Here is a 24,198-nt window from a genome sequence, read left to right as displayed (position 1 = left end):
CACTTCACCGATTTCGCCAACCATCACCCGACAAGGACCGCCGCCCCATGAGCATCAACCTGAAAACATTGATCAGCAAGTTGAACGACACCTGCCGCACGGCCGCCACGCGCGCGGCCAGCCTTTGTGTCGGCCTGGGGCAGTATGAAGTCGACCTGGAGCACGTCTTCCTCGCGTTGCTGGAGCAGCCGCGCAGCGATTTCGTGCTGATTGCCCGCAGGAGCGGCGTCAGCGTGAGCATGCTGGAAGCGGATTTGCGCGCCGAAGTGGCGCGCCTGCAGACGGGCAACACGCGCACGCCCGTGTTTTCCGTGCGCCTGCCGAAGCTGTTCGAGCATGCCTGGCTGATCGCTTCGCTCGATTTGCGGGCCGGGCGGCAGGTGAGCATCCGCAGCGGTCACCTGCTGCAGGCGCTGCTGACCGAGCCGGAACTGGCGCAGCTGGCCTACCGGGGCTCGGCGCTGTTCCACGAATTCAAGCTCGACGAGATCAAGCACGGGCTCGACAAGCTGACCGAGGGCTCGCAGGAAGCCGGCGTGGCGGCTACAGGGCAGGAGAAAGCGAGCGATGCCGGCGGCGATCCCGTGGGGGAATTGGCCGGCGCGGCGGCAGCGTCGAAAACGCCGGCACTGGACCAGTTCACCGTCAACCTGACGGCGCGAGCGCGCGCCGGCAAGGTCGATCCCGTGATCGGGCGCGACATGGAAATCCGCCAGGCGATCGACATCCTGATGCGGCGGCGCCAGAACAATCCCATCCTGACGGGCGAGGCCGGCGTCGGCAAGACGGCCGTGGTCGAGGGCCTGGCGCTGCGCATCGTGCAGGGCGACGTGCCCGACATCCTGCAGGGCGTGGAGATCCACACCTTGGACATGGGGCTGCTGCAAGCCGGCGCCAGCGTCAAGGGCGAGTTCGAGAACCGCCTGAAAAACGTCATCGCTGAAGTGGGCAGGAGCGCGCACGCCATCATCCTCTTCATCGACGAGGCGCACACGATGATAGGCGCCGGCGGCAGCGCCGGCCAGAACGATGCGGCCAACCTGCTGAAACCGGCGCTGGCGCGCGGCGAGCTGCGCACCATCGCCGCCACCACCTGGGGCGAATACAAAAAATATTTTGAAAAGGATGCCGCGCTGGCGCGCCGCTTCCAGGTCGTCAAGATCGAGGAACCGAGCGAAGAGCTGGCGTGCGCCATGTTGCGCGGCATGGCGCCGCTGATGGAGCAGCATTTCAAGGTGCGCATCTTCGACGAGGCCATCACCGAGGCCGTGCGCCTGTCGCACCGCTACATCGCAGGCCGGCAGCTGCCGGACAAGGCCATCAGCGTGCTCGATACGGCCTGCGCCAGGGTGGCGCTGGGGCAGAGCGCCACGCCGGCCCTGCTCGACAGCGTGGCGCGCCGGCGCGAGCGCATCGATGCGGAAGCATCGGCCCTGGCGCGCGAGGAGAGCGGTGGCGCGCGCCATGGCGCGCGGCTGCAGCGGCTCGATGCCGAACGCGGCGCCGCCACGCAGGAACACGCTCAGCTGGCCGCGCGCTGGGACAGCGAAAAGGCGTTGTCGGAACAGATCCAGGCGATCCGCCGCCAGCTCGAGGATGGCACGCCGGCCGACGCGGGCCAGGGGCGCGAGCTGCTGGCGCTGCAGGCCGAATTGGCGTCGCTGCAGGGCGAGACGCCGCTGGTGCCGGTGCAGGTTGACGGCCACGTGGTGGCGGAAATCGTCGCCGGCTGGACCGGCATCCCGCTGGGCAAGATGGTCAAGGATGAACTCAAGACCGTGCTGCGGCTGAAGGATTTGCTGCAGGAGCGCGTGCTGGGCCAGCCCCACGCGATCGAGGCGGTGGCGCAGCGCGTGCGCACGGCGCGCGCCAACCTGGACGACCCCGACAAGCCGAAAGGCGTGTTCCTGTTCGTTGGCCCGTCCGGCATCGGCAAGACGGAAACGGCGCTGGCGCTGGCCGACGTCCTGTACGGCGGTGAACGCAAGCTCATTTCCATCAACATGAGCGAATACCAGGAAGCCCACAGCGTGTCGGGGCTGAAGGGTTCGCCGCCCGGTTATGTCGGCTATGGCGAAGGCGGCGTGCTGACCGAGGCGGTGCGCCGCAATCCGTACAGCGTGCTGCTGCTCGACGAGGTGGAAAAGGCGCATCCCGATGTCATGGAGCTGTTCTTCCAGGTCTTCGACAAGGGCGTGATGGACGATGCCGAGGGACGCGAGATCGATTTTAAAAATACCATCATCATCCTGACCTCGAACGTGGCGTCGGCAACCATGATGCAGGCATGCCTGAATATGCCGCCGGAGCAGCTGCCGACGCCGGAGCAGCTCGAGCTGGCCATCCGCCCGCAGCTGCTGAAGGTCTTCAAGCCCGCTTTCCTGGGGCGCCTGAAGGTGATTCCCTATTATCCGATCGGCGACGACGTGCTGGCCCGTATCATCGGCCTGAAGCTGGGCCGCATCGCCGCCCGCATCGCCGCCAATCACCAGGCCGAGTTTATCTACGACGAGGCGCTGGTCGAGGCGGTGCTGGCGCGCTGCACCGAAGTCGATTCGGGCGCGCGCAATGTCGACAATATCCTCAATGGCAGCCTGCTGCCGGAAATCGCCGAAGCCGTGCTGGCGCGCATGGCGGAAGGGCAGGGCATCAGCCGTATCAAGGCCAGCGCCGGCAAGCAGGGGCAGTTCCGGTATACGATCAAATAGGCGCCAAACCGGCTCAGTGGCCGCTGCCGGGCGCGATGCCCAGCAGCTCCTCGATGTGGGCCAGCGAGGCGCCATCCTTGACCACGCCGCGCAGCCATTCGTGCAGGTTCTGCTCGCCCGCGTTGGCGGCCTTGTCGGCGAAATACGAGACAGGGCTGTGCGGCTCCGTCTGGCGGAAGTACTGTGCCACCTGGCGCAGCTGCGCCAGCGCCTGGGCGCGGCTGTGCAGCTCGCCTGGCGCCGCCGGCGGCAGCGCCGGTGCGGCGGTCCCCGCCGCCTGGCTGCCTGCCGCCAGCGGCGCGGCCGCGACGCTGGCGGCAGGGCTGGCCGCGGCTGCGGCCGGCAAGGCCAGCTGCATCGTTTGCAGCGCTTCGCGCGCCATGGAAAAGCCCGGGCTGTCCTTGCCCAGGCGGGTCTCGGCGGCCTGTTCCAGCTCGGCCAGCGCGTCCAGGCAGAACTGGGCGTCGGCCGCAAAAGCGGCGCGGAACTGCGCCGACGTACCGCGCCGCGCCGCCTCCATGTCCACCAGCCTGGTGCCGTTGACGCCGTCCTGGTTGCTGGCGGCCCGCTTGCGCGCCGTCTCGAAGTCGATCGTCGACCAGCCGCCTGACTGCTTGTCCGTCAGCGCCATGGCGCGCACGAGCGATGGCGTGCGCGCCAGGATCCAGCTCAGGTTGCCGATGCGCTGTTCATGGTCGCCGCCATCGGGCTGCGGGTACAGGCCCAGGTCCCAGTACTGGCGGCACAGGCCGGCCAGCAGCCGATAGCCTTCGCCCAGTCCGCGCAAATGGTCTTGCCTGGCGCTGGCTTCGGCCAGCCAGGCGGCGAGCCGCAAGTCCTTGCTCTTTTCCCCCAGCAGGGCGGCGCAGCGCTGCAGCACGAAGGCCCAGTCGGCTTCCTTCAGGTCGGTGACCCACTCGCCCTGGTCGAGCGTGGGGTCGTCGAACTTGCGCGCCTGGCCGATGGCGTCGAAGTCGGTGGAGAAGGACAGGTCGACGCCGCATGGCTGTTCGGCGCTGATGGGAAGCAGGAGCTGGTCGGCTGAAATCATGTGTGTTCTCGGCAGTGGGACGGATGGTTTGCTTGGTACGGTGCGGTCTTACTGGACCATGCGAAATTCGATGCGGCGGTTGCGCGCGCGGCCGTCGGCGCTGTCATTGCTGGCGATGGGACGGTCCGGGCCCTGCCCGGAAGCGCTGAGCAGGTCGCCGTCGATGCCCTTGCCGGCCAGGTAGAGCTTGACCGCCTCGGCGCGCGCCTGGCTCAGGTTCTGGTTGCTGGCGCGCAGTCCCAGGTTGTCGGTGTGGCCGATGATGTCCACCTTGCGGCCCGCCAGCTTGTGCAGCGCCGCGCTCATTTCGTCGAGGATGGCGCGGCCCGACGGTGTCAGCGTCGTCTTGCCGCTCTCGAATTCGATGGTGCGGTTGGCCAGTGCGCCGTCGAGGATGTTCTGCTCGGAGGCGGACACGCGCAAGCCGTTGTTGACGGTGTACGTGGGATTGAGGCTGGTGGCGAAGTCGCTGGCGATCTTTTGCCGCTGCGCCTCGTTGGCCACTTCGCCGCGCACGCTGACCACGCTGCCTTCGATCTTCAGCTGGCCGCGGCGGATCTGCTTGAGGTCCGCCGTCAGCAGTTTTTGCACATAGACGTTCCAGTTTGCCGGCTGCGCGACCTGGCCGACGGCGATCTGGTCGACCACCTTGTCGGCGCCATACAGTTCGCGCAGGCGCACCAGCACCGCCGCCTTGGCCGCTTCGTCCGGTACCGTGCCGCTGGCCAGTACCTGGCCCGGCTGCGGCGTGGCGGCGGCCGGTACCGAGACAGCGGCTGCCGGCGCGGCGGCGTTTTGCGCATTGGCGCCGGCCAGCGCGCATGCGAGGCCGAGAAGGATGGCAAGGCGGATGTGCATGATCAGCTCCCGATGAAGGCCGCACGGAACGTGTCGTGCGCCGATTTGAGTGACAGGTTGGCCTGCGCGAGGTAGCTCGAGGCTTTCTTGATGGCGTAGTCGCTGTCGGCCTGTTCCTCGACCCAGGCCAGATCGTCGAAGGCGATATGATGCTCCAGCGCCGCCTGCGGTTCCATGATGGCGTGCAGGGTCTGCGCGGAGGCGCCGCAAAAACCCAGCACCAGCGCATGGCGGCCGCGGATGCGGGTGATGAACAGCGCCAGTTCGAAGTCGGCGCGCGCCAGGAACGGGGCAATCAGGTGCATCCAGAAGGCCGCCACCAGGTTGCGGTACAGCGGGTCGGCCGGCAGCGGCAGTTCCAGGCTTTTTTCCAGCCGGCTGGAGCTGCTGGCCATGACGGGCTGCAGCAGCATGCCCAGGGCCAGCAGCACCTGGCGCACGGAACCGCCAAAACCCGTGGGCGCCAGCAGGGCGTCGAGCGCGCCCACCGTCTGCAGGCCGAGGAAGTCGTCGAAGGCGGCCTCGTAGGCGCTGCCGCGCAAGTCCAGTTCGATGCTGGCGCCCGCGGCTGCCGCCGGCAGCGCGGCGCCGGCCGCCGCGCCGCACATCTCGGCGCTCATGGCATCGAGGCGGTTCCACAGGCGCGACAGCACCAGCGGACTGGTCGGCACGAAGCCGGACGGCTGCGCCACTTCCATGGCGCCCATCATCAGGAAGGGAAAGCGGCGCGACGAGGCATCGCTGCTGGCGGCGATATGCCCGGCGATGGCGCGGCCGCGGCGCGGGCCGATGAAGGCGAAATGCAGCGGCGGCAGCGCATCGTAGGTGAGCTTCCAGCGCGCATCGGCCGTCATCAGCTCCATGGCGTTGGCCAGCCAGTCGTCGAGCATCTTCAGCAGGGCCGGGTTGTCGCCGTGCTTGATGAAGTCGCCGCGGCTGGGAATCTTGCCGAAATAGCCGATCTGGGTAGCGGTAGGGCGGCTCATGGCGTGTTTCCGGCGATGGCGGCGGCCGTTTCCGGCGCGCCGATGGCGACCGATTCCGGCAGCTTCAGGCCACGGAAACCCTGGTTGCCGGCGGAGGCGGGCGCCGGTGCGGCAGCGGCCACGATCTTCAGGTTGGCCGTCACGGTGACGCCGCTGTTTTCCCAGCTCAGTTCAAATACGCCGCCCTCCTTGCGCGTGCGCCTGGCCGAGTCGATCATCTTCTTCAGGCCGAAATGCCCCGGTTCGTTCAGCAGCACCACGGTGCGCCCTTCCGGCGTGATGGCGCTGATGCGCGAGCCTGGCACACCCTGCGGGTTGGGCCAGACCATGTGCACCCAGGGCTGCGGCTGGCCGCGCCAGCGCAGCGCCTGGCCATCGATCTCGATCGTATATTCGGTGGCGCCGGGCGCGCTCAGCGCCTGCAGGTCGAAGCGCGTCTGCGCTTCGGCGGCGCCGGCCGCCGTGGCCACGCCGTTGGCGCTGAGCGGCGCGACCCAGCCGGGCAGGCTGGCCACCACCGGCGGCGCCAGGGTGATGCCCATCGCGGCCCAGGTCCTGGCGCTGATGGCGTCGCCGCGCCGCACGACCAGCGGGCCGATGGTGGTGTTGAAGAATTTGGCGATGGCGCCTTCCGGGCCGAATACCTGGCCGATGTCCGCATTGCTCGCCTCGATGCGCGAGTCGGGCGCGAACGGATATTTCGGCGCCAGGGTTTTCTGGAACGGTTCGAGTACCTGGGCCAGCCATACCTTGTTGATCTCCGTCTCGGTGGGCTTGACGATGACAGCGAAGGTCTGCATCAGCGGGCGCACCAGCAGAGGGCGGATGGCCTGCTTTTGCGGATCGCTCATGCCGGTCAGCATTTGCTCGTCCACGTATTTCAGCGCGTCGGCCAGTTCCGAACCGCTGCCATCGAGCGTCTGCTGCATCAGCTGCTTGGCGCCGGGGCCCGTGTCGCCCTGGTTCTTGATCAGGTTGAGGCGCACGCGCAGCTTCGACAGTGCCGCCAGGTAGCCGCGCATGGGCGACGCTTCCTTGTCGTGCGCCACCACCAGGCGCGCCACGCCGGAAAACTCGCGGCCGACAGGGCCCATCGGCATGGCGCCGCCGGTCTGGCCCGCCGCCGGGGCAGCGGGCTTCTGGCGCAGCACCGTTTCGCGGAACCAGTCCATCGCCCCGCGCTGGGCCCGCTGCAAGCCCTGGCCCAGCAGGGAAGGGTTGTCCCACGAGGTTTCCTGGTACACCGTCTCGATCAGCTTGTTGAGGGGTGAGGCTTGCGGATCGCCGAGGCGGTTCATCGCCTGCGCCGCGTTGTCGAAACCGTTCAATTCGCGGATGCTCACGCCCTGGATGAATTTCTGCCACTCTTTGGCGTAGTCGGTCTTGTACAGTTCCACCAGCGCCTTCTGGATCTGTTCCGGACTGCCTTCCAGGGTCAGGTCATCCTTCGACGCCGTCTTGAGCACCCAGTCGGCACTTTGCAGTTCGCGGTTGGCCGCTTCCTGGAACGCCTGCTGGATGTATTTTTCCCAGGCGTCGCGCGTGAAGGTGCCGGGGATGGCGTAGCTGCCCAGCACCAGTTCCTTGTCCTGCTCGCCAACGATGCGCGCCACCGTCATCGACGGGAAGCGCGTGGCGGCGCGCGCCTTCACATCCGCATACACGCGGTCGCGCGCCGGCATGCCGCGCACCACGCGGCGCAGGCTGTCGCGCGACTGGTCGGCCAGCGCCCGCTGGTTCTCGATCTGCGGCCAGGACGGGTCGTCGATCTGCGTCAGGTAGAACGAGATCAGGCGCTCGGCGCTGCGGATCATCTGTTCGCGCGGCATGTTGCCCCGGTTGGCGTCGAGCCAGCCGCGCCAGTAGCGGGTCAGTTGGTCGTTCAGGTGACCGGCCTCGGCGCGCGACTTGTCGCCCAGCATCAGGTAGGTTTTCAAGGCATTGTAGGCATCCTCCACGTTCGTCGGCGCGGCATCCTTGAACTGCTGTGGTGCCGTGCTGGCCGGGACGGCAGTGGCGCCAGGCACGGACGTCAGCGGCTGCAGGCGGTCGGCGCCCGCGTTCACTTCCGCGAGGAACGATTCCAGCGATTGCGCCACCGGTGCCAGCATGACCTCCTTGAGGCCGGAAAAATACTCTTCGCGCAGTTTGCGCTCCAGCAGGTCACCCTGGTACAGGCCCAGGCTGAGCGCCAGCGGCCGCTTGCTGCGGTACGATTCCAGCTGCTCGATGCGGTCCTGCAGGATTTCCAGGGCCTGGAAGCGCGACTGCAGGTCCAGGCGCTTGTCCTGCACCTTGATGGCCTGCTCCAGGTCGGCCTGGACATTGGCCGCCAGCTGGCGGTTGGCCAGGTAGGACCAGCTCCAGCCGCCCAGCGCCAGGCCGGCCAGCGCGATGGCGGTGAAAAACGTGGCATAGCGCAAGCGCGTCTTGCGTGGACTGGCGTATTGCGCCACCAGTTCCCTGTCGGCGAAGATCACCTTGCGAAACAGGTTCAGCAGGAAGTAGCCGTGCTGGTCCTGCACCTGGACAGTCTTGTGTTCCCGCTGCTGCGGCTTGAGGTCGAAGCGCTGCGCCACCCGTTCCGACGAGGCGGAGACGGAAGCGCCCTCCTGCAGTGCGCTGGTGAAATAGAAACCGCGGAAGACGGGCTTGAACTGGAACGGGTTTTCCTCGAACAGCGTGGCGATGAAGGCGCGCAGCGGCCCCTTCACGGAACTGAATTCCAGCGGGAAGGTGAAGACGCCGGGCGGCATGCGTTCGCGTCCCAGCAGCGACATGTTGGCCAGGCTGAGGTCCTTCAGGCCATCGTACAGTTCGTCGAAGCGCTGGTCGAACTGCTCCAGCACGTCCTGCTTGGAGCTGTTGACGCTGTAGGGCAGGGTGGCGCCCCAGACCTTGTCGCGTTCGCTGCGCTCGGCATCCTGGAAAAATTCGCTGAAGCCGGTGATCAGGTCGGCCTTGGTGAATACCACGTACACGGGCGCATGGACTTCCAGCTTCTCCGTCAGTTCCTGCACGCGCTGGCGCAGGTTCTTGGCCAGTTCGATGGCGAATTCGGGCTTGCTGCCGGTCAGCTCGGCAATGCTGACGGCGATGATGATGCCGTTGATCGGCGCGCGCTTGCGGTGTTTTTTCAGCAGGGCGAGGAAACCGAACCACTCGGCGCGGTCTTCATCGTTGATGGCGTAGCGCCCGGCCGTGTCGAGCAGGATGCCGTCGGTGGTGAAGAACCAGTCGCAGTTGCGGGTACCGCCCATGCCTTGCACGATCTTGCTGTCGACAAAAGGAAACTGCAGGCCCGAATTGGCGATCGCCGTGCTCTTGCCGGCGGCGGGATTGCCGATGATCATATACCAGGGCAGTTCGTACAGCGCCGCATCGCCCGACAGCTGGCCCAGCCGCGATGTCTTGATGGTATTGATCGCTTCCAGCATGCGCTTGCGGATGGCTTCCGTTTCCTCGCGCTGCACCAAGCCGGCCTTGGGCGCCGCGCCGGCCGCCTGCTGCTCGAGCATGCTGTTGAAGCTGGCGCCCTCGCGCCGGCGCCGGCGGCGGCGCAGCCACCACGCGATGGCGCCCAGCAGCGCCGCCGCGGCCAGCAAAGGCAACAGCCGGGTGGCCGGCCAGTCGAAAATGACGGCGCAGGCGAACAGCAGCAGGACGGCGGCTGCGATGCCGAGGATGAGCAGGCTGGTGCGTGAGGTCAAGGAGTGCCAGAATCGTTGCATCATAATTTTATAGTGTGCAAACCGTTAATGTGCGTGGAGGGGACGTCGCCGTATCAGGTGGAGCTGTGACTGCTTTCCGCAGGCGGACCAATGACGAGGGCGCCGCGCTGGAGTGGATCGAGGTTGCTGAGACATAAGACTTGCGCGACATCGTCGGCCGCAGCTTGCCGTGCCATTGCCAGTGCGGCCAGTGTCGTGACGGCGCCGCACTGGCCGCATGCGGCGCCGACGCCCAGCACCTGCTCGGCCAGGTCCAGCTGGGGCACGAGGGCGCCGGCGCATTGCATCAGTTCGAGCATGCGGGGCGCGCGCTGGTCGGTATCGGCGCTGACCAGCGCAATGCCGGCCGCCGCATCGTCGCCTGCCGCGGCCAGCGCCTGCCGGCCCAGGTCCGCCAGCAGGCTCTTGTCCGTTTCGCCGCGCTGGCTGGCGCCTTGCGGCAGTTCGCCCGTGGCGGCGCGGTGCAGCAGCACTGGCGCCGGCTCGTCCTGCGGCGCCGTTGCGCCAGGGGCGGCCAGCAGCAGGCCGGCCGCGCCTTCGCCGGGGATCTGCCCGTTCGCCTGAGCGGCGCTGAACAGCTGGCCCTGGCTTGCCAGTGCATGCACGCGCAGCTCGCCTATCCAGGAGTCGCAGGCCAGCACGATGGACAGGCAGGGCGGCTGCGGTGGCGCGTCTCCGGCAAGCGCATTCAACAGCGCAAATGGCGCCGGCTGCCCGGTGGCTGGCTCGGCGGCCGGCAGCAATTTCTGCACCGGCCAGCCTTGCTCGCGCGCCAGGTGGCGCAGCCAGGCGTCGCCGGCCTGGCGCTGGGCGGCACTCCACGAGGCCGGCATCAGCAGGTGCAGCCGCAGCATGGGCAGCGCGCCGGCCAGTGAGGCCGGTGCACCTGCCGACAGTGCATGCTGCAGGGCTTCGTCCAGCAGTTCGGCCAGCACCTGGGCGCCCAAGGCCAGCGCGCGCAGGTCTTCCGGATTGAAAGGGAACGGTTCGCTGGCCAGGCCGGCCTGCGGATGTTCGCGCAGCCAGGCGGTCAGCAATGGCTGCTGCGCCTCTTCGTCGATGCCGTCCACCCTGCCGCACAGCAGCGGATAGCCGTCTTCATCGAGGAGCTGCCCGTCGAGCGCGGGGCGGGCTTGCCGGGAGCGCATGGCGGCCAGCAACTGCGCCGGCGTGGCGCCGCCCGGCATGCGCACGGTTGCGGCCACTATATGCAGCGGCGCCGGCGTCGCGGGCGGGGCCGCCGCCTCGGCCTGGAGTGGGGCGGCAAGACCCGGCGCCGCGGCCAGCGCGGGTCCGGCCAGCAGTTTGGCCAGCAGCTTTTTACCCAGCCACAGCATCAACAGCAGGGCCAGCGGCAGCACCAGCATGGCGCCGGCCAGCTCGCCCGGCGCAGGCATGCGCGTGCTGTCGCGCCAATACGCGATGGCGCCCGTCCAGCATAGCGCAAAGACGGACACGGTCAGCAGGCAGCGCCGCAGCCAGGGGCGCATCAGCGGGCTACTCCGCATACGGGCAGGGCCGTCATGCCTGGTCGGTGGTGGCTTGCTGGCTGGCGATCAGCAGCGCGCCGCAGCTGGTCTTGTCGCCGTGGCGCGCCACGGGCTTGCCATCGACGATGAGGCTGGGGTCGCCGCTGACGATGGGGCAGACGCCATGGCCGGGCAGGGGACACGCTACCTTGTCGCCGACCCGGGCCATGCCGATGCCGCCGCTGTCGCTCACCGCCGATGCTTCCAGCACGGTGCCGCCATGCGATGTCTTGTCGCCTAATCTGATTACGGGACCGGCCATACGCGCTCCTCTCAGTGTTTTTTCATTACGCCGGGCAGGCGCAGCTCGGTATGCCCGAAATCCATCATTTTCCAGCGTCCGCCCCACGTCATGCCGACCGATTCGGCCACTTCGCCATACAACTGGTAGCCGCGCATGGCCCACGGGTCCTTCTCGGAAATGATCAGCTTGCCATTGCGCAGGAAGGCGCAGTCGGCCGCCAGGCCGTACTGGTGCCAGCTTTGAAAGGCGGCCGCGTTGCTGACGTTGGGCCCCATGCCCGCCAACATGGTTTGCCGCTCGGGGCTGCGGTAGCCTTCCAGCAGCGCCATCTCATAGCCATGTTTTTCCTTCATGATCTTGAACACCAGCAGCAGGCGCTGCGCGTATTCCACATTCAGCAAGGTCCAGTTGCGGCTGGCCGATACCAGCAGCGGGCGCTCCTGGCGCACTTCTTCCGTGGCAAACACCAGCGGCGGCAGGTCAACGGGGGGCACCAGCTGCTCGCCCTGCAGCAGGCTGGCCACCTGCGTATTCATTTCACGCGTCGATACATCGTAGGCGCCCAGCATGGATTTGCTGTCGGCCATCAGGGCCAGCAGGGTCGGCAGGCTGAGCGCGGCCACGCCCGCGAGACACAGCAGGTAATGACGGCGCAGCAGGTCGGCAGTGCGGGCCAGCAGCGTGGCGATGCGCTGTCCCAGGCTGGCCATGCCCGTCTGCCGGCGCCTGGTCACGCGCTGCAGGCAGGCGGCGAGGCGCTGCTCCGCGCCATCGACGGCGTGCAGCACGAAATCGCGCCCGGCCGGGAACAGGATCAGCCAGCTGATCAGGCATGCCAGGATGAAATACAGCGCTACCGCGAGTAGAAACACGCTAACCTCAATCAAAAATGTTTGGCTGCGGAACGGTGCTGTCCATCGGGCGGAAACAGGGAAGCGATGGATATTGCCTGGAAGTATATCTTACAAAACTGATAATTAAGGCGGGCGTTTTTCAATTGTGCGGGGGTGCGCACTGTTGATTTTATGGCACGCGTCATGATTTTGTTGAATAGCGTAAAGTCTTGCGAATATTACAGGAGCGCACATTTTGCGAACTCATGACGATAGCCCCCGGCTCCCGGCCCGGCCCAGCCTGCTGACGCAGGCGCAACAGGCTGAGGCCGACCGTAACCGCATCCTGACCACGCTCGAGGGTGGCAATACCGGCTCGTCCGCCAGGAGCCGGCGTGGCAGGCTGTCGCTGCGCGGGGGCATGGGTGCGGCGGCCGCGCTGCTGCTGTTGGTGGCCGCTGGCGTCTGGCTGGGGCAGCGCGGAGAACGGGCTGGAGACGACGATGGGCTGGCGGCGCCGGTTTCCCTGCCCATAGCCAGCGCCGTGGAAGCGCCGCCGGCCGCCGCCAGCATCCATGACGAGGCGCCGTCCGGCGCCGCCGTACCGCAGCAGAGCCTGAGCGACATGCTCGATGCCGGCGCGGCCGCCACTGTCGCCACTGCCGCTGCCAGTAGCGCGAGTGCCGCGCACCCCGGCGATGTGTTGAGCAAGGCGCTGGAAACGCCATCGCCACCGGCCGCTGCGGTGAAACAGACAGCCAGGGCGGCTCGCCCCGCAGCCAAAAAAACGCCGGCGAAAGTGCCTGCGGCAACGCCCGCCCGCCGCGCGGAAGACAGCGATATCGCTTTGCTGTCGGCCCTGCTGGCCCATGCGCAGGCCGCGCCGGCGCCGAAGAAAACCGCTGCGGGCTTGCGGGCCCAGTTGCGGCAATGCGCGGCGCTCAAGCGCGACGCCGCCGTGGCGTGCCAAGCGCGCGCCTGCCAGGGCCATGGCGACAACGCGCAATGCCAGGCCGGGCAAGCTGACGCGAAAGGCGGGAAATGAGTGCCGCAAGCGCTGATCAGGTCAACGCCTCCCTGGCTGGTTTCAGCAGCGTGACGCGGCTGTACGAGCTGTCGCTGGACGGCGGCGAGGGCGGGACGGCACAGTGGCTAGTGGAAGCGTTTGCCGCCGACGAGCAGTTGCAGGCTGTGGGCGTGCGCGACATCATCGTGTTGTCCACGGATGCCAACGTGGCGCTGGCGCCGCTGCTGGGCAAGCCGGCCGCGCTGCACGCCAGCCTGGCCGACGGCAGCCGTGCCGTCTTCAGCGGCTATATCAGCGAAGCGGCGATGCTGGGCAGCGATGGCGGACTGGCCCGTTTCCGGCTGCGCCTGACGCCGTGGCTATGGCTGTTGAGCCAGGTGCGCAACAGCCGCGTCTGGCAAGACAAGAGCGTGATCGAGATCGTTGACAGCGTGTTCCAGGCCTACGCGCCGCAAGCCGACTGGCGCTGGAGCGGCGACACGGGGCCGTTCATGGCCGAGGCGCAGCCGCGCAGCTATTGCTGCCAGTACCGCGAGTCGGACCTGGCCTTCGTCAGGCGCCTGCTGAGCGAAGAAGGCCTGGCCTGGCGTTTTGAGGAACACGATGGCGGACATTGCCTGGTACTGTTCGCCGACAGCAGCGCTTTGAGCGCGGTGCCGGAAGACGCCAGCAGCGCGCAAGGCGGCGGCATCCGATTTCATGGCGCGCGGGCCATGGAACAGGCCGACTCCATCCAGGCGCTCGGCCGGGCACGCGCCTTGTGCACGGCGGTAGCGACAGTGCTCAGCTACGACTACAAGGCCAAGAAAGCCGTCAGCGCCAGCGTGCCGACGCGGCTGGCGCCGGGCGGGAAAAACGCGCCCGCGCTGGAAGGCTATGATGCGCCTGGCCAGTATTTCTATGCCGATGCGGCCCAGGCCGAACGCTATGCCTTGCTGCAGATGCAGGCGATCGAAGCGCGCGGCGAACGCTGGCACGCCCGTTCGACCGTGCGCACCTTGCGTGCCGGCACCCGCTTTACCTTGACGCAGGGACCGTTGCAGCAGGACGGTGCCGAGGCGCCGGCGCTGGTCGTGCTGCGCGTGTGCAGCGTAGGCGTGAATAACTTGCCGGCACCCGCCAGGCAGGGCCTGGCTGAGCTGTTCGGCCCGATACCGGAACTGTTGCAGGAAACCTTGCAAGCGGCGTTCGCAGGCCTGGCCTCGCCGTCGATGGGCGTGGCGCCTCTCGCGCAGGTGATCGCGCAGGCCGTCGAGAGCGGCTATGCCAATCATCTTGACGCCATCGCGGCCGACACGCCATGGCGGCCGCTGCAAGATACGGACGATATACGCCACCACCCGAAGCCGACGGCCTGCGGCAGCCAGAGCGCCATCGTCGTCGGCGCCGACGGCGGCGCCAGCGCCAGCGGCGGCAGCGAAATCCATTGCGACAAGCTGGGCCGGGTGCGCATCCGTTTCCACTGGCAACTTGATGGCAGTGCCACCTGCTGGGTGCGCGTGGCGCAGCGTGCTGCCGGCGGCGGCATGGGCAGCCAGTTCCTGCCGCGCATCGGCCAGGAAGTGCTGGTGCAATTCCTGGAAAACGATATTGACCGGCCCATCATCGTCGGCGCCCTGTACAACGGGCAGGGCGAGGGCGGCGTTGCGCCCACGCCGGGCGGCGTCACGGACAAACCCGCGGACGCCGGTGTATTCGAACCGGCGCGCGACCATGCGCCATCGGCGCAGGGCAACGTGGCGGGCGGCAACAGCCCGCTCTGGCATGGCGCGGCCGGTGGCAGCGCCGGCCACCGCAACGGCGCCGCGCAATGGGGTATCCGCAGCAAGGAATTCGGTGCCGCCGGCTCCGGCTCTGGCTATAACCAGCTGCTGTTCGACGATACCGACCAGCAAGGGCGCATCGAACTCAAGAGCAGCCATGCGGCCAGCGCGCTCGGTCTTGGCCACCTGATCCATGCGGCCGACAATTACCGGGGCAGCCTGCGCGGGTTGGGCGCCGAACTGCGCACCGACGATTACGGCGCCGTGCGGGCCGGTGCCGGGCTCTTGATTTCCAGCTACCTCGTCAACCACGACGCGCAGGCGCGCGATCCGGCCGGCGACAATGCGCCGGGCATGGTCCTGCTCAAGCAGGCGGCCCAGCTGGGGGCAACCTTCAGCGCCGCCGCCGTCACGCACAAGACGGTCGCGTATGCCAGCCACCTGGGCCCGGCCAAGGCGAACACCAGCGTGCTGGACGAAAAGGCGGCGCCCCTGCAAGCGTTCCTCACCACCGCTTCCGGCATGCTGAGCCAGGACAGTACGGCTGCCGCGCGGCGCGACGCGGCGGGCAAGCCGACCAGTCCCGGCGACGACAAGCTGCCGCACAGCAGCGACGCCATCATTGCCATCGCCGCCCGCGCCGGCCTGGGCGTGCTGGCCAGCCAGGACATTCAGCTGGCGAATGGCGAAACGGCTGCCCTGATGAGCGGCCAAGACACCCAGTTCGTCGGCGGCGGCCAGCTGCGCGTGCACAGCGGCCAGGCCATTGGCGCGCTGGCCGGCGTCGTCAAGGCGGGCGAGAACAATACCGGCCTGCAGCTGATCGCCGCCAAACAGGCGATCGAGTTCGAGGCGCAGGCCGACGTGCTCAACGTGCAGGCGCGCGAGGAAGTCAATATCGTCAGCGCCGCCGCGCACATCGACTGGGCGGCGGCCAAAAGCATCCGCCTGTCGACGGCGGGCGGGGCGAACATCACGATCGAGGGCGGCAACATCACCGTGCAGTGCCCCGGCAAGATCACTATCCACGCCGGCAAGAAGAGTTTTATCGGTCCGGAAAGCATGGCGTATGCGATGCCCGGTTTGCCCAGCAGTATCTGCGTGGAGTGCCTGAAGAAGTCATTGATGGCCGGCTCCGCTTTTACCATGGCAGGATAGACGATGCTGATTGCACCTTATGCCGACGGCTGGCAGGCACATCTTGACACTCTGGCGCGCGAGGCCACGCAGGGGCAGGCGCGGCTGTATCTCTTGCTCGACGGCGCTTTCCTGCCGGAACTGCACCGCAAGCTGGCAGCACTGTCTCCTTCGCTGCTGTTCGAGGCGCTGCCCGGGTGCACGGACGCCACGCGCGATGTGTCGCCGCTGCTGCTGGCTTACTCCGCCCCTTTCTCTGCCCCCCCGGAGGCGCCGTGGCTGGCGCGCTGCAGCGGCTGGCCCATGCTGAGCGCCATCGCCACGCGCGAAAGCCAGGCGGAACTGGCTTCGCGGCTGGCCGCCTGGTGCATCATCGAAGCCGATGGACAACGCTTCAATTTCCGCTTTCCCGATACGCGCCGGCTGCCCGCCATCCATGCCGCGCTGACGCCGGAGCAGCAGGCCCAACTGGCGGGACCTGCCTTCAGCTGGTCGTACATCGCCCGCGACGGCCATTGGCGGCAATTGCCGGTGTTGCGGCAGGATAGCGCGCATGCCGAACGCCCGGTGGTGCTGAGCGAACAGCAGTTTGCCAGCCTGGTCACCGACAGCGAAGCAGATGAAATCCTCGCCATGCTGCATGAGCGTGGCCATGACCATCGGCAGGACCGCCATGGCGCCTATCTGCTGGTGGCGCAAGCGTTGGCCGCCATCGCGGGCGAGCCGCTCGACACCTATGACAAGGCCGACTGGTGCGAGCGCTGGCTGCGGCGTGGCGCATCGGCCGAAGCCGTGCCGCGCCCGCAAACCAGTATGCAAGAGCAGGGGGAAGCATGGTGACCGTTCGAACACCCGTCAGCATGGGCTTGCGCGCGTGGGCAGTGGGCGCGTTGTTGCTGCCCATGCTGAGCGCCTGTGCCGACAAGGACGTGCCGGTCAGCATACACGGCGTCAATTACAGCGGCGAGATCTTCAGTTACGTCGTCGTTGACCCAAAGAACGAGGCGAACAGGGGCGGCGGCGAGCTGATCGACCCGTACGCCGCGGGCGGCACCATGTGCTGCTATGACTTGCCCAGGCGCTGGCGTCCCGGCATCCAGGTGCGGGTCGACGCCACCCACTGGCTGCCCAGGAAGGCCGATGGCAGCTTGCCGGACGTGCAGCAGACGCAGTTAATCGAGGTTCCCGCGTATGCCGACGGCAAGCCGGGCGAACTGTGGGTGCTGCGCGGCACCGATGGGAAGCTGAGCCTCGTTACCAGCGATTACCAGCCCGACCACGCCAGCTGGCCGGGGAAAATCAAGGGGTGGCCGGTGCCGTCGCTCGAGTATCAGCGCAAACGATGGGATCTTTATATCGATGACGCGGCAGGTGATATTACGTTGTGGGAAAAGTTGCTGGAACAGATGCGGCTGGCGCCGCTTAAGCATGCCAGGGAAGTCTGGGAATCCGAACGCAAATCGGACCCGAAGGCGCTCGGCGAGTTTACGGGCCCCGGCGATGCGCGCTTTCATGCGTATTTGCGCGCGGACTATGCCCGTTTGCTGGCGGGGAGCCGAAGCAAATTGGAACAGTTAAAAAAGGAACGCCCATGAGTTTCAGATTGATTGAGCCCGTCCCGGCGGAGTTTTCCAAGGCTGCTGATTTCGCCACCTTTTTTTCTGACCTTGATGCGAGAAAAATACGCAAGACGGCGGAAGCTATCGAGAAGTCTGCCGCCAGCCCTCCCTGCGCAACCTGCAAGACCAACCTGTTTTTTGGTTTTTTCTTTGATGGCACAAAAAATAACTATATTCAGGCTGACGCCACGAAGAACCACTCGAATGTCGCCCGGTTATATGACTGTTTTCCCGGCCTGAGCACGCCGACAGTGCTGCCTGCTGTTACCGATTGGAAACACGAAAAGGAGGCGTATTCGCATTTCTTCAAGGTGTATATTCCTGGCGTGGCTTCGCCGTTCGAGCAGATCGGCGATAGCGGCAGCGGCTTGCAACTGACCCGGGGCGCCGCTGCCGGGTATGGCGGCGAGGGCCGTATTCTATGGGCGCTGCTGCAGGCAATTAATAATATACACCGCTATTTTCTGAAAAAGCCCCTGCTATCGCCCGACGAAACAAGGTCAATACTGAATAGAATCGTGCTCGACAGGGCACGGCGGCGGCTGATGCAGCCACGCCGCCGGTTTGAAGCGGAAATGCCGAATGACGAGCAAAATGAAAAGACGCGTCTTGAATTTGAAAAAATCCTCAAGCGCCTGCATGCGGCAATCGCCGTCCACATGCCCGACAAATACGGCAATGCCAGGCAAAAAGACCCGGCAACGGTAAAGAAAATCTTCATCTCCATTTTTGGTTTTTCGCGTGGCGCCACGCAGGCGCGGGCTTTTCTCAACTGGCTCATGTCGATGTGCACGCTCGATGCCCGTATGTGCAAGAAAGAGGGCGTAATGACACTCGGCGGTTTCGAGGTCGCATTCAACTTCCTCGGCTTGTTTGATACGGTGGCGTCCGTCGGACTGGGTAATACCTTGGGTAACAGCCTGATGGGCAAGATGTTCGATGGCCATGGCGGCTGGGCCGATACGGATGACAGCCTGCGTATTCCCCAGGGCGTGCCATGCTTGCATCTTGTCGCCGCGCATGAATTGCGGCGCAGCTTTCCGCTCGACTCGATCTCCGTCAAACAGGTGCTGCCGCCCAACTGCGATGAAGTGGTCGTCCCTGGCGTGCACTCCGATCTCGGCTGTGGCTATATGCCCGGCGAACAGGGCCGTGGGCTGGACAGCATGGGGGGCGACATGCTGTCGCGCATACCGCTGATCTATATGTACCGTGCGGCCAGGCTGGCAGGCGTGCCACTGAAGCTGGAATTTGCCAATGACGTTGCCAAGGAGCGCTTCAAGGTCGCGCCCGAGACGATCACGGCATTGAACGCTTATCTGGCCACCTGCAAGGTCAGGACGGGAACATTGACAGCCATCATGCGTGAACAGGGCAAGAATCATATTTTATGGCACAGGTCGCGGCGGGCCACCAGCAAAACACCGCTGGAATCGACGGCCAGCTTTGGCCGCGCTTCCAATTTCGACAAGAACGATTTGCACAGCGCCAACCAGGAGTTTGAGCAGGAAATCCAGGTGTTCGAAAAATGGATGGCAGAGAAAGGCAAGGGTTTCAAGCCGCAGGCACAGGAACCTGGTTTTGACAATGACCACGACAATGAATGGGAAGAGATCGCGACCTGGTGGAACAGCGCGCCGCCGCTTGGTGCGGAGACGCTCAATTTCTTTGATAATTACGTGCACGATTCGCGCGCGTGGTTCAAGCTGATTCCCGGTAACCCAGACAACGAAGGCGATCTGATCGAGAAGCTGAAAGCCATGAATGCGAAGCGGAAAAGGGTGCAACAGTACAATATTCGCGAAGCAAAAGACCACGAAGAGCGGCAAAAGATGATGGCGCGCACCTATGGCATGAAGTCGACTACCGGTCTGCAACAATTTACGCCGATAAAAGATGGCCTTGACGATGCAGAGCGCAAGGTGGCGGAGGAGTTCGAACGCACGGGCAAGATCCCGCGCATGAAGACGGAAGGGCGCGAACCGTTCGATTCAAGCTGGGCCAGCTATGGCCTTTCCGGCAAGGCCGGGTATTTGCGCTACCGCAAGGTGTACAGCGGCTACGACAGCGTGCTGATATCGAGCAATCGCCAGCCGACGGAAGAGGCCATTGCCTGATACGACCCGGTCCCCATCATTGCCTGCCTGCCTGCCGCCGCCCTGGCTTGCTTGTCGCACTCGCGCACCGTCGCTTTACATGCGGAAAATGCTTCCAGATAGGCCACGGCGGTCTGCCGCGCTGCGACCTGTTCCTCCACCCGCTGTGTGAGCTGCAACGGTGTCGTCGCGGGAAGTTTCTCCAGTTTCCTGGTGATGTCTTTTAGCAAATTTTTTTGACGCGCCAGTTCCGCTGCCAGCACGGCCTTGCGCGCGGCGGCGGGCAGGGCCGGATACAGCCGGCCATTGCCGGCATTCACACCGCCATCCTCCGTCATCGACAACGACGCGTGCGGGGCGCGGAATTCCAGCGCCAGCTGGCCATCGGCTTGCACGATGACCAGCAGTTCCTCGGTGGCAGTGCCGGCCGGCAGCGGCAAGGTGCGCGTTTCCGGCTTGCCGTCCGGCAGCCAGCGGTACTCGATGTTGACCCGTCCCGGCTTGTGCTGGGTGGCTGGCAGGTAGAAACAGCAATTGGCGGCGCTGCTCATATAAGGGTTCAGGGGATCGGTATCGACGGCGTTGGCCGGATTGCCGGCATCGCTGACGCCGACCTGGATGGGGCGGGCGCTGTAGTTCAAGGTGCTGACCGCTATCTTTGCCTCACCGGCCCCGGGCTGGTAGTCATGCTGGCCGCGCTCACCCCGTTCCGCATGGCCTGCCAGCAGCGGACGGCGCTGCATGGACTTGATGCCGATGGCAAAGATATGGCTCAGGTAGCCTGTATCCGAGCGGCCGTCGCGCGAGTAACTGTCACCGGGCGTGCGGTACAGGTAGCCGATGTCTGCGATCGCCAGGGCGCGCACCTTGCTGTCCTGAGGGAATAATGGTTCCGCCAGGTAGCGGTCCCTGGTGCCCATGACCTTGGCGGAGAGCACGTCGGCCCATGCCCGTTCGCCCGCGAAACGGGGAAAGACGTTGAATTCGCCATCGATGAAGGGTTCGATCTTCAGCACATCCTGTGTCATGCCCGTGACGGGATCGATGACGGAATAAATGCCCGGGAAAGGCGTGTCGGCGGCGAGCGACAGCGCGGGCGTGGCGAAGATGAGGCAGGCTGCGATCACGGCGGGTTTGCTGCGCATGCTGGCTCCAATCATATAGAGAGTGGCTGACGGTGGAATGCCACCAGCTCGGCGGGATAGAATGCGGCATCGCGATAGCAGCTGTCGTCGATATCGAGCAGGCAGGTGATGGCGGCCGCTTCCCATGACCAGTAGCCTGAAAATGAAGTGTCGCGCTCGTGGCTGCCATAGTAGGGTTCGCGGCGGCTGGCGTCATACCATTTGTCCAGGTAGTCCTGCATCAACGCCGGACGCGCCTGTTTTTCTGCCGCGAATATCTTGAGTGTCTTGAAATAGGGCAGGTGGCGCGTGCATGCTGGCCAGGCGGTCTCCCTGCCATCGACGGAAAATGCCAGCAAGCGTTCGACCAGCCCATCTTTTTCATGGTTGTTGAAGTCGATGACAGGCGCCAGGCGGGGCAGCAAACTGCCCCAACCGAGGAGAATGCCAAGGCAGAGCATCCGGTTGACCTGCTCGTAGCCGTCACCAGGCAGGGCGAAGTGAGGAAACCCCTTTTCCGCAGCGCCGGCCTGCACCTCAAAAGCTCTGTCATAGTTGGCATACTCTTCCCAGTATTCCAGTATCGTGGGATATAGCGCGCGCAGATCGGCTGTCGTATGGCCAGCGCTGTAAGCCAGGCTGAGCAGGTCGATGCCATCCCATGCCCGCTGGCGCGTAGCCGTCATGAAGTTTTCTGGCGCAATATCGCGAAGCACTTCCGCCGGCTGCGACAAGCCGGCGGCCACCATGCCGATGCCTTCTTCGATACCATGCTTGCTTTCAAGGTAGATTGCGTATGACAGCAACGGTTCCCTGCGCCTGGCTAAAAAAGTGTGTTCGTCCAGAGTCTGCATCGTTACTCCCGCAGACCCGTGTCGGAAGAGGAATGTCCCGCTTCGACACGCCCGTTATGTTTCGGCGGTTCCGCGGCCAGACTGGTATAGCGGCCTTCTTCCCATAATGTTCGCGCATAGTCGACCAGGTCTTTGGGATAGACCAGATGGTCGATCTGGCTGTCGTCCAGGTCGAGTATAAAGACGGTCGCCCCCGCTTCGAAGGCCCAGTAGCCGTAATACGCGGCATAGCCTTCCTCGTTGATATTGAGATGCTCATCGTACCAGCGTGGATGATTTTTCATGGCCGGATACCACTGTTTCAAATACTTCTGGAGCAGGGCTAAGGCAGAGTTGTCGTCTTCTTCATAGAATACTTGCAGCAGGGTGTTGTAGGGCTTGCTGATAATGCAGGTGTCCAGGTCTTGACTGTCCTCGACATATGCGCCTATCAATTGCTCGAACAGCCCATCGCGGCCACGGTGGCTGCGCAGTACGTGAATAATACGTCGCACCGAACGCTGATCGCGCAGCAGGATGGCGATGCTGAGCAGTTGTAGTGTGTCTTCATAGTCGGAAAGGGTGGAAAACTGCGGCGCACCTTCGTATTCATATGGCCCATCTTCTGAAAACTCGAGCGCCGCTTCCTGTTGATAGAGTTGATCGACTTCGTTCCATTCTTCAAATTTATCCACGATGCCTGCAATTCGCGACGCCAGTTCATCGATCGACTCGCCTGCCGTATAGTCGAGTATCCAGATCCAGAATGCTTCCAAATACAAAAAATGATGGACGGAAGATTTTCCCTGCATTGAGTCGGTTATTCTTTTATTTTCGAGTTCAACATCTATTATCGCGAGTTGGTTTTTTCTTGTCTTCGTGTATAGATCTTCGTAAAGGAATTGCTGGCGGCGGCGCTGGTCAAATGGCAGAAGTTCCATTGTTATTTTCCCTTAGATCTATTATTTCCCAATGGCTCCTCCGCTGGCGCGGCGCCATCCGAGCCACCGTCATCGCGGTGCTGACGCAACTCGGCACTGGGCCAGTCGCTGTCGGTGTCGAAGCGCCGTATCCAGCGCAGCGAGTCGGCGTCGTTGAAGCGTTCGTTGGGGTCGCCGTCCCACTGGCCAAAGCCCAGCAGCGCCATGTGGTCGTCGCGGATTGGCCTGAGCAGTTTGTTGAGCAGCGCCGGCAATTTAGGCACGCCCTCTTCTACCGGGTAGAGCGACGGTTCTTCGCCCAGTTCGATCCATAAACCTGCGCCGAGCTCGTCGATCCGGATTCGCGGATGCTGCAGGCGGAGTTTTATCTGGTCGCGGCTGAGATCCAATTTTTCGCGCCATGTATCCGATAGCAAAAAGCCCCAGGTTGGCGGGCGGATACCGACTGCCAGCGAACCACTCATGGAAAAAGGATAGTCAATGTCCAAGCCAAAAAATCGAGGTGCCAGAGAGCGTTCCCATACGGTGACTTCCGAGCGGGTGCCGAATGCAAGCGGATTGGCCATCACAAAGCCGCTGTAAACCTGATCAGGTTTCAGTTTTTCCATGGTTTCCAGAACAAACTGCCGCCACGCATTCTTGTTGTCTTTCCACCATGACCAGCGATAGTAGAATTGAATGGATGAGTAAACCTTGTTTGACGGTTCGGGATTGTCATTCATATAGTCCCGCATTTTCCAGAAATATCCAGCAGAGGCGGGAGAGGAAATATGATTTTTCTGATCGGTAAAATTGAAGGCGAAATAGTCTGTTTTTTTTGTTTTTCGAGCAAAGTCACGCAGATCGGGTAAGCGCTTGGACCCGTAAGGGTGGGGACGTTCCGAGTCGGGATGCGTGCCGATAAGATAGGGATTACCTGTCAGGCGCTCAAATTCCTCATGAATACCCACCATCAGCAGTGATGTATCAAGGTGATAGCTAGTGTTGTAGAGGAAATAGAAAGTAATGAAAGGAGACACACCTAGATCTTGATTTCCATCGTCACAGGACATGTTTGGCCATTCCTTGAGGTCAGCAACCATTCCCTCTACATCTTCGGCAGTAAAAAAACGTTCCGTTGTGCTCATCGTTTATTCCTCAATCCGGTTTCCTGTACGCGCTTTTTCTCTTTAGGTTCCTTCGCTGCGACGCCTATGCAATCTTCCGGTACACGCAGCAATGCGACCCGTTCCTGGCCGATTTTTTTCCTTGCGATTCCGCTCTTGGGCGTCATTAGCTCCACATAGTCTCTCATCTGATCTTTCTTCACCCAATCATTCGGAAACTTGGTTTCCACCGCCGCAAACACATTGTCGATTTCCCACGGCTTTTGCCGGTATTCCAGAATCACCAGATCGGGCGCCAGGCTGCCGCGCGGGCGGGGCCAGAATGGGAAGACTTCACTGAACCGCTGCGGGCGCGTGGGCGGCGTGCCCAGATACACCTTCTGGGTTGCGCGGCTCTAGTTCGGCTCGGCTTTTAAAGGGCTTTTCCAGTCGAGCATCAGGTCGATGGTCTCGAACATCTGCGACGCCGTTGTTTCTTCATGCGTTCAGGAAGCGCCACACCGTCAACCCATAGGCGGAATCCAGATTGCTCATGATCTCGCCTTGTTCAAATCGCCGGGTTTGCGGCGGAATGTCCAGCGCTTACCACTGTCCGGTCTGCATAGGTGCGCA

Annotated in this window: 18 protein-coding genes; 6 read left to right on the top strand and 12 right to left on the bottom strand. The window is 64.3% G+C overall.

Annotated features, from left to right (window positions below; all coding sequences use genetic code 11):
• Positions 1-47 precede the first annotated feature (47 nt).
• Positions 48-2,708, top strand: a complete 2,661-nt coding sequence (tssH, locus tag GYK42_RS13290) for a type VI secretion system ATPase TssH (RefSeq protein ID WP_166447888.1) — start codon at positions 48-50, stop codon at positions 2,706-2,708.
• Between the two features lie 13 nt (positions 2,709-2,721).
• Here tssH and tssA read toward each other — a convergent pair whose 3' ends face one another.
• Genes tssA through GYK42_RS13255 form a run of 7 tightly spaced genes read right to left on the bottom strand, consistent with a single transcriptional unit; the run spans position 2,722 to position 11,979 of the window.
• Entirely contained in the window at positions 2,722-3,759 is a 1,038-nt protein-coding gene (tssA, locus tag GYK42_RS13285; RefSeq protein ID WP_166447887.1) for a type VI secretion system protein TssA, read from the bottom strand.
• A 48-nt stretch (positions 3,760-3,807) separates the two neighbouring features.
• Positions 3,808-4,617: an OmpA family protein gene (locus tag GYK42_RS13280; protein ID WP_166447886.1), complete on the bottom strand. Its 810-nt coding sequence runs from the start codon at positions 4,615-4,617 to the stop codon at positions 3,808-3,810.
• A 2-nt stretch (positions 4,618-4,619) separates the two neighbouring features.
• Positions 4,620-5,603: a type VI secretion system-associated protein TagF gene (tagF, locus tag GYK42_RS13275; protein WP_166447885.1), complete on the bottom strand. Its 984-nt coding sequence runs from the start codon at positions 5,601-5,603 to the stop codon at positions 4,620-4,622.
• Positions 5,600-9,334, bottom strand: coding sequence for a type VI secretion system membrane subunit TssM (gene tssM / locus GYK42_RS13270; protein WP_166447884.1), 3,735 nt, complete (start codon positions 9,332-9,334; stop codon positions 5,600-5,602). The genes tagF and tssM overlap by 4 nt, the downstream gene beginning before the upstream one ends.
• 53 nt (positions 9,335-9,387) lie before the next feature.
• Complete coding sequence (locus GYK42_RS13265) at positions 9,388-10,824, bottom strand: hypothetical protein (protein ID WP_166447883.1); 1,437 nt, start codon at positions 10,822-10,824, stop codon at positions 9,388-9,390.
• 31 nt (positions 10,825-10,855) lie between these two features.
• A complete protein-coding gene (locus GYK42_RS13260; protein ID WP_058047875.1) occupies positions 10,856-11,125 on the bottom strand; it encodes a PAAR domain-containing protein in 270 nt (89 codons plus the stop codon).
• 11 nt (positions 11,126-11,136) lie between these two features.
• Entirely contained in the window at positions 11,137-11,979 is an 843-nt protein-coding gene (locus GYK42_RS13255) for a M15 family metallopeptidase (RefSeq protein WP_346768092.1), read from the bottom strand.
• Positions 11,980-12,196: 217 nt separating this feature from the next.
• Here GYK42_RS13255 and GYK42_RS13250 point away from each other — a divergent pair, with 217 nt between their 5' ends.
• The 5 genes from GYK42_RS13250 to GYK42_RS13230 are packed head-to-tail and all read left to right on the top strand — an operon-like array spanning position 12,197 to position 19,603.
• Positions 12,197-12,985 (top strand): hypothetical protein, encoded by a 789-nt coding sequence (locus GYK42_RS13250; protein ID WP_166447882.1) that lies wholly within the window; start codon positions 12,197-12,199, stop codon positions 12,983-12,985.
• Positions 12,982-15,888: a type VI secretion system Vgr family protein gene (locus tag GYK42_RS13245; RefSeq protein ID WP_166447881.1), complete on the top strand. Its 2,907-nt coding sequence runs from the start codon at positions 12,982-12,984 to the stop codon at positions 15,886-15,888. Before GYK42_RS13250 ends, GYK42_RS13245 begins: the two co-directional genes overlap by 4 nt.
• 3 nt (positions 15,889-15,891) lie before the next feature.
• Positions 15,892-16,707, top strand: a complete 816-nt coding sequence (locus GYK42_RS13240) for a DUF4123 domain-containing protein (protein WP_166447880.1) — start codon at positions 15,892-15,894, stop codon at positions 16,705-16,707.
• Positions 16,701-17,462, top strand: coding sequence for a DUF3304 domain-containing protein (locus GYK42_RS13235; RefSeq protein WP_166447879.1), 762 nt, complete (start codon positions 16,701-16,703; stop codon positions 17,460-17,462). Before GYK42_RS13240 ends, GYK42_RS13235 begins: the two co-directional genes overlap by 7 nt.
• Positions 17,459-19,603 carry a T6SS phospholipase effector Tle1-like catalytic domain-containing protein gene (locus tag GYK42_RS13230; RefSeq protein ID WP_166447878.1) on the top strand — a complete coding sequence of 715 codons (2,145 nt, stop codon included), beginning with the start codon at positions 17,459-17,461 and terminating at the stop codon, positions 19,601-19,603. Before GYK42_RS13235 ends, GYK42_RS13230 begins: the two co-directional genes overlap by 4 nt.
• Here the strand turns inward: GYK42_RS13230 and GYK42_RS13225 are convergent.
• From GYK42_RS13225 to GYK42_RS13205, 5 genes are read right to left on the bottom strand one after another with little or no spacing between them, the layout of a single operon-like run.
• Complete coding sequence (locus GYK42_RS13225; RefSeq protein WP_166447877.1) at positions 19,546-20,727, bottom strand: hypothetical protein; 1,182 nt, start codon at positions 20,725-20,727, stop codon at positions 19,546-19,548. The genes GYK42_RS13230 and GYK42_RS13225 overlap by 58 nt on opposite strands.
• Positions 20,728-20,738: 11 nt before the next feature.
• The gene (locus GYK42_RS13220; protein WP_166447876.1) at positions 20,739-21,560 is read right to left on the bottom strand and encodes a PoNe immunity protein domain-containing protein; all 822 of its coding nucleotides are present in this window, start codon (positions 21,558-21,560) and stop codon (positions 20,739-20,741) included.
• A 2-nt stretch (positions 21,561-21,562) separates the two neighbouring features.
• Positions 21,563-22,480, bottom strand: a complete 918-nt coding sequence (locus tag GYK42_RS29080) for a PoNe immunity protein domain-containing protein (RefSeq protein WP_205711388.1) — start codon at positions 22,478-22,480, stop codon at positions 21,563-21,565.
• Positions 22,481-22,482: 2 nt separating this feature from the next.
• Positions 22,483-23,607 (bottom strand): type VI immunity family protein, encoded by a 1,125-nt coding sequence (locus GYK42_RS29075; protein WP_205711387.1) that lies wholly within the window; start codon positions 23,605-23,607, stop codon positions 22,483-22,485.
• A complete protein-coding gene (locus GYK42_RS13205) occupies positions 23,604-23,963 on the bottom strand; it encodes a VRR-NUC domain-containing protein (RefSeq protein WP_346768091.1) in 360 nt (119 codons plus the stop codon). Before GYK42_RS13205 ends, GYK42_RS29075 begins: the two co-directional genes overlap by 4 nt.
• Positions 23,964-24,198: the final 235 nt, after the last annotated feature.

It is taken from the genome of Janthinobacterium lividum (assembly GCF_011601275.1).
In the GTDB taxonomy this organism is placed as follows: domain Bacteria; phylum Pseudomonadota; class Gammaproteobacteria; order Burkholderiales; family Burkholderiaceae_D; genus Janthinobacterium; species Janthinobacterium lividum_E.
Note: the sequence above shows the minus strand (reverse complement) of the source record. Positions and strands in the feature narration are given on the sequence as shown.